The organism is Paracerasibacillus soli, assembly GCF_042432965.1.
Taxonomy (GTDB): domain Bacteria; phylum Bacillota; class Bacilli; order Bacillales; family Amphibacillaceae; genus Paracerasibacillus; species Paracerasibacillus soli.
On the sequence record NZ_JBHLWL010000036.1, the window covers coordinates 147,588 to 154,347 of the forward strand.

Sequence of the window (6,760 nt, forward strand, 5' to 3'; positions counted from 1 at the left end):
ATAACAACTCCTATTAACATGGTAGTGGTTCCAAAAATATGATGATGAATTTTATATTCTAATTCCTTTGGGAAGACATCTTAAAATAACTACATATAATATTTTATGCAATCCCATTAGTTATGATATTCCGGGTTATAGCATGAATCCATCATATAAATAAGAGTCCAATGAATGGGGAGGTACATATGCTATAAGTAAAAAGCTTTATGAGGTGTGGAAATGACGATAATTAATACAGAAAAATGGTTGATCGAAACTTGGGATGATCCAATTGAAATGTGCGAGCAGTTGGAGAAGTACTTTCAGCACGTCTCGTCATCTGAAATTTATCATTACTTGACAATGCATGGCATGTATCATCATCCATTACAAGATGGTGAGTCTATCATACAGGAACTACGAACTAACAATTGTTGGGAAGTTATTCGTAAGGAGGAACAAAGACTAAGAAAACTTTGGAATGGGCCAGATATTCCTATTTTTATTTTTCCAGCTGATCCAAACAGTCAGGAGCTTAGGAAAAACTTCAATGGCAAATCTGGTTTGGCTTTTGCGGATAAGTTATTTTTGTTTTTAGCTGCACAAAACTCCGTAAGTGAAATGAAAGCCCTGTTTACGCATGAATATAACCATGTTTGTCGCTTAGCAAAACTCGATAAAAAAGAAACAGATTATGTATTATTAGATTCCATTATAATAGAAGGTTTAGCGGAATATGCCGTATTAGAACAATTTGGTGACGAACATACCGCGCAGTGGACAACATATCATACAGACGTTGAATTAGAAAATATGTGGCAGCGTCTCATATACCCAATGCGCCATCTGCCAAAAGGGATACGAAGACATCATGATATATTATATGGGGCTCGCTTATATCCGAAAATGGTAGGATATTGTGTTGGGTATTATTTAGTTCATCAATATGCAAAGAAATATAAACTTACATCGAAGGAGTTATTTGAAATCCCATCATATAAAATTGCTCAAATTACGGATGAAAAAACCTCGTATTTTTCGGGGATGAATGATAGTGGGTAACTTTAAATAAGTAGAAAAATAGCAGGTAAATTGTACAAATGATATGATAAAGATAATAAGTTATATGGAGGGAACGATGATGTCTATTGAAATAGGAAAGCAAGCACCAAATTTCACATTAGAAAGTCAGACAGGAGAACGTGTGAGTTTATCAGATTTTAAAGGAAAGAATGTGGTGTTATATTTTTATCCGAAAGATATGACACCTGGATGTACAACACAAGCATGTGATTTTCGCGATAGTCACGAGAGCTTTCACGATGTAAATGCTGTGATTATCGGAATTAGTCCAGATCCGATTGCACGTCACCAAAAATTTATTGATAAGTACGACCTCCCTTTTTCACTTTTAGCCGATGAAAATCATGAGGTTGCTGAAGCATACGGTGTATGGAAGTTAAAGAAAATGTTCGGCAAAGAATATTACGGTATCGAACGTTCTACATTTATTATCGATAAAGAAAGTAAAGTACAAAAGGAATATAGAAAAGTACGTGTAAAAGGTCATGTAGAAGAGGCATTAACATATATAAAAGAGAATAATCAAGTGTTTGCATAAGTTGTGATATATAAGAGGCTGGGCATCAAGAGTTTGACTCCCTCATTTAACTACTATAATGAGTGTAAAGTTTAGTGTTTCATACTGAGTGTAGTAGTTTTAGGGGGATGGGACTTTGGTTTCTAGCCTCTTTTTCATTTATAGGTAATCATTTATCTCAGTCTATTACGTTTTGTTTACGTGGATCACATGGTGTTATAACTTCCCCATTACTTGAATAGGTATATGTAAAACAGGCATAGACGAGGTGATTGTATGAAGCTTTTTAAAAAGGTCTATTTTTATATACGATACTTTATGAGCAAGATATTATTTCGTTTTTTGAAGCGGGTTTGTGATATGTTGGTGAGCATGTGTTTACTACTTATACTTTCTCCAGTGATGGTAATAATCGCAGTTATTTTATATAAAAAAGAAGGAGGACCAATTATATTTCGTGAACTCCGAATAGGGAAAGATCAACGAACCTATATGATGTATGTATTCCGTACAACATCAAAGCCAACAACTGTTATCCGCGCATTACCTCCACATCCATTTCCTGATAGTTGGAAAAAAGGTGTGCCACATACATTTAAGTTTTTTCGTTATGATCAGCGAATTTATACGGAAATTGGGTCGGTGTTACATAAATATAAACTTTATAAATTACCTCTATTATGGAATGTGCTAAAAGGTGACATGAGTTTAATTGGACCGGAGCCCGAAAACCCAGATGTTGCAAATTATTACAATCGATACCAAATGAACCGTTTAATTGCAAGGCCAGGAATAATTGGGTATGCACAATTACACGGACTCAATAATATCACACATCGTAAAAAGGTAGAATATGACCTATATTACGTACATAATCAATCCTATTTACTAGATTTGAAAATAGCATGGGCTTATCTTCGTATCTTCATGAAAAAAACAGTAGATAGCAAGAAGCCCAAGGCCGTGGACTTGCAAGTAGAGGATTACAAATCATCGAATTAAAGAGAAAGTGTGGAAGATTACTAATTGAAGTAAGAATATAGCGTAGGTTAGCATTTGATATTCTATACTAATTCTCTATTATGTTTGCTGTTCAACCTAATTAAAAACGTTTACAATAATATAAGGGTTAAAAACATCGGAGTTGAAAGGGGAAAAATAAACGTGATTCTATTTTCAGCAAAACTATCAACGAAACAGCAGGAACAATTAATGGAACAATTTCCACATACAACATTCCAGTTCTGTCACAATATGGAGGAAGCGAAGGACTACTTATCAGAAGCAGTTGTCTTCGCAACATATGGTGTAGATTTAACACCAAAATTATTAAGCCAGGCAAAAAAATTACGGTGGATCATGGTTCTTTCTGCTGGATTAGAAGAGATGCCGCTATCGCAAATTAACGAAAGAAAGATTATTGTAACAAATGCAAGGGGAATTCATAAAATACCAATGGCGGAATATGCAATTTCAATGTTGTTACAAGTGAGTAGGCAAGAAAAAATACTCATTAAAAATGAACAAGAAAATAAATGGGACAAATCACTACGAATGGATGAGATTAATAGCAAGACAATACTCATTGCAGGAACTGGTGCAATAGGTCAAGAAGTTGCTCGACTAGCAAAAGCATTTCGTATGAAAACAATTGGAGTGTCGAGAAGTGGGAAAGCCGTAGCATATTTTGATGAAACATACATTACAAAAGATATGTTGAGCGTTTTACCAAAAGCAGATTTTATCGTATCAGTATTACCGAGTACAAAGGAAACAAAACAAATGTATAAGAAAGAACATTTTAAAGCAATGGCAGATCATGCAATATTTCTAAACATGGGCCGCGGTGATGTCGTGGAGGAGGAAGTCTTACTGCATGCACTTGATAAGTGTCAAATAAGTCATGCTGTTTTAGATGTTTTTGCAACAGAGCCTTTACCTGAAAATCACCCGTTTTGGGAACACGAGAAGGTAACGGTAACGCCACATTTGTCAGGTGTTTCCGTCCATTATATGGAAAGGGCATTAGACATATTTAAAGAGAATTTACAAAGCTTTTTACAAGACAAAACATGTGTGAAAAACCTAATTGATGTCACAAGGGGGTACTAGCATGCGTATTTATACAAGGTCAGGAGATAAAGGGACGACCTCCTTAATATATGGGAGAAGAGTTCCAAAGAATGACATGCGTGTAGAAGCTTATGGAACATGTGATGAAGCAAACTCTATGATAGGCTTAGCTTTAAGCTATCTAGACGGAGTAGACTGGAATGGGAAAGATGTATTTTTAGAAAAAATGCATCGGGTACAAACGATAATATTTCATGTAGGTGCAGAATTAGCAACCCCAGTTGATCGAGAGGTAACCTGGAAGTTAAAGAAAACACACATTGAAGAATTAGAAAAACAAATAGATGAATGGGATGCAACACTTGATCCGTTGAAAAACTTCATTTTGCCGTCCGGACACCAAGCTTCAAGTGCTTTACATCTGGCAAGAACAGTTGTGAGACGTGCAGAGCGACTAGTAGTTGGTTTGGTAGATGAAGGTGTAAACGAAATGGTTGTATCCTATTTAAACCGTTTATCTGACTTTTTATTTGTAGCTGCTCGATATGTGAACAAGCAAGTAGGGGGAACGGAAATACCTTTAAAGGCTGATGTTTAATTAAAGTGGGAATTGTCACTCACCTTAGTTGTGGTGAATATTTTTAGCTATATGAAGTAGTTATAATCATTATTAAGTAATAATATACTTATATTGACAGAATCATATATAACCTTGTACACTAATTATAAGGATTATAATTTAATAATATTATTAAAGTTAATAAAAACGGAATATTATATTGAAAGCGAGGTGCATGACGGTGTCAGAAGGAAAATTACAAAGAGCAATCGAGACATTAAAGGATGCAGGGGTCCGAATTACACCACAGCGTCATGCGGTACTTGACTATTTATTGCATTCGATGACACATCCGACAGCAGATGAAATCTATAAAGCACTTGAGGGGAAATTCCCAAATATGAGTGTTGCGACAGTATATAATAATCTACGCGTGTTAAAAGAGGTAGGTTTAGTTCGCGAACTTACATATGGGGATGCATCAAGCAGGTTTGACTGCGAAACGACTGAGCATTACCATGTTATATGTAATGAATGTGGCAAAATTGTTGATTTTCATTATCCATCCTTGGATGAGGTGGAAAAGTTAGCCGAACAAGTAACAGGTTTTGACGTAAGTCACCATCGTATGGAGATATATGGTAAGTGTGAAGATTGTCAAGAACTAGCTACACGAAAACATTAGAATATGATGTATGATTCAAGCCAAGCCAGATACGGTAGTGAAATTTCTATTGTGTTTGGCCTTTTTGTTTATCTCAATTTAGCCGATTATAAGACTCCTTAGTTCAAAATTTTGAGTGGATGGGATTTAAAATAGGAAATGGGGGTTGGAGCTAATAACGATAAAAGCTGATTTAGTTAATTAATAATTAGTAGCGGGGAATTGCGAAAACCATCACTAAATGCTATTCCGCTTTATATTTGCTCTGCTTTTTTAAGGGATTAAGTCGCGATTATTGGAAGTCTTACATTGCCTGTCATGCTATTTAAGTGAAATGGAATAAAGTAGATATGAAAAAGGAATCCATAATAAGCGGATTCCATTAATTAAGAAAGATCTCTAATATTTAATATAGAAATATGTACTTCCACACTATTTATCAGGGGTGATTTCTTCTATAGATTTTACATTACGATATTTGCGCTTATTATAACGTTCATCAAATTCTTTTCCTTCTAAATCTTTATCAAGTGTTAATGGTTGTTTGCAATGCATACAAGCATCGACACGTCCAAGCATCTTTGTATGCTTGTTACAACTTGGACAAATGATAGGGATTGCCCGTAAAGAAAACATACCAATCCAAAGGTAAACAACACAACTAAACACAACAGCAAGTATACCTAGTATAAAAAATATTGCCATTACCCACGGTGTTTTCTTAAATAAAATCCCTACGTACATTAGTAAAATACCACCGAATATTAATATCAATGCAAAGGAACGTATTTTGTTAATTTTACTTGAATAAACAAGTTGTTGTTGCGCCATGATAATCCTCCTTCTTTCTCTATTGTATAGTATATCATCTATTTATAAAATAGCATGCAACCTCATTCATTGTTCTTCCATCATCGTAATACGAATAGCAGTTCTAAGCAAGAATTGTAAAAAAGATAACGCGTGCAAATGTAAATGATGGTTGTACATACTATGAATGGGAATACGAATTGAAAATATAAACTATTCCATGTTAGTTGGGTGACATATAAATAAAATAACATGCCAAATTGGCTTTGCTCGTAGGTTAATATTATCTCCTTGTAATTAAAATAATGAGAGGGTATAACGTTTCTTGTAATTGCTCACTTATAGGCTTGGCTACTTCGCAATTATAGTTATGGTAGGAAATATGCCTATATTATATGGAATAGAAGGAATGGTTCAAGAGACGTATAATAGATAGGAAGCTACTCTGATTATGTTTATATATGAATAGTTTAACAGAATATGTGTGAAACGATTGATATAAATCTTACCTATGATGATGTTCTACTATATCTGTATTATTTTTACTGAGCGTGTAAATTATAGATGGAAATCAAATCAACAAGTTAACCGGGGGTAGCCATCAATTAAACTAACACCAAGGATAAACAAATCTTATCATATCCTTGTAACGTGCTTTTATATTTAATAAAAAACTTGTTGACTTTGCTTTATATCCGTGATAAAGTATAACTTGTCGCAAAAAACGCTACTATGTTATCATGTTCGACAGTATAAATGTTGACATTGTTAATTAAACATGATAATTTAATAAAGTCGCTCTTTTGAAAGATGATGTAAATCAACTTAAAAAAAGATGTTGACTCAGAAGTGTTAATGTGATATATTAATAAAGTCGCCAATTTAGTTGGTGAATTTAAGAAGTAATATTTGCTCTTTGAAAACTGAACAGAACGACCAGTATTCGAAACAAATGGTAAAGGTGCTTTTGGCAACTTAGTTGCTAAGTGCTTGAATCAAAAACTTTGAAGAAAAACAACCTCGTTTTTCTTATTTATAGCTAAGAAACAACAAACTTTTTTGGAGAGTTTGA

7 protein-coding genes are annotated in these 6,760 nt (G+C 34.2%); 6 read left to right on the forward strand and 1 reads right to left on the reverse strand.

The features are described from left to right. Positions 1 to 222: 222 nt before the first annotated feature. The 6 genes from ACFFIS_RS10905 to perR all read left to right on the forward strand — a co-directional run bounded on the left by ACFFIS_RS10905 (position 223) and on the right by perR (position 4,899). Complete coding sequence (locus ACFFIS_RS10905; RefSeq protein ID WP_390187499.1) at positions 223 to 1,044, forward strand: DUF2268 domain-containing putative Zn-dependent protease; 822 nt, start codon at positions 223 to 225, stop codon at positions 1,042 to 1,044. 79 nt (positions 1,045 to 1,123) lie between these two features. Next, complete coding sequence (gene bcp / locus ACFFIS_RS10910) at positions 1,124 to 1,603, forward strand: thioredoxin-dependent thiol peroxidase (RefSeq protein ID WP_320378372.1); 480 nt, start codon at positions 1,124 to 1,126, stop codon at positions 1,601 to 1,603. A gap of 297 nt (positions 1,604 to 1,900) precedes the next feature. Further along, positions 1,901 to 2,584, forward strand: coding sequence for a sugar transferase (locus ACFFIS_RS10915; RefSeq protein WP_390187520.1), 684 nt, complete (start codon positions 1,901 to 1,903; stop codon positions 2,582 to 2,584). 162 nt (positions 2,585 to 2,746) lie between these two features. Next, positions 2,747 to 3,694, forward strand: a complete 948-nt coding sequence (locus ACFFIS_RS10920) for a D-2-hydroxyacid dehydrogenase (protein ID WP_320378374.1) — start codon at positions 2,747 to 2,749, stop codon at positions 3,692 to 3,694. A gap of 1 nt (position 3,695) precedes the next feature. Continuing rightward, the gene (locus tag ACFFIS_RS10925; RefSeq protein WP_390187501.1) at positions 3,696 to 4,253 is read left to right on the forward strand and encodes a cob(I)yrinic acid a,c-diamide adenosyltransferase; all 558 of its coding nucleotides are present in this window, start codon (positions 3,696 to 3,698) and stop codon (positions 4,251 to 4,253) included. 196 nt (positions 4,254 to 4,449) lie between these two features. After that, complete coding sequence (gene perR / locus ACFFIS_RS10930; protein WP_390187502.1) at positions 4,450 to 4,899, forward strand: peroxide-responsive transcriptional repressor PerR; 450 nt, start codon at positions 4,450 to 4,452, stop codon at positions 4,897 to 4,899. A 411-nt stretch (positions 4,900 to 5,310) separates the two neighbouring features. Here perR and ACFFIS_RS10935 read toward each other — a convergent pair whose 3' ends face one another. After that, on the reverse strand, positions 5,311 to 5,709 hold the full coding sequence (locus ACFFIS_RS10935) for a YgzB family protein (RefSeq protein ID WP_390187504.1): 399 nt from the start codon (positions 5,707 to 5,709) through the stop codon (positions 5,311 to 5,313). Positions 5,710 to 6,760 lie beyond the last annotated feature (1,051 nt).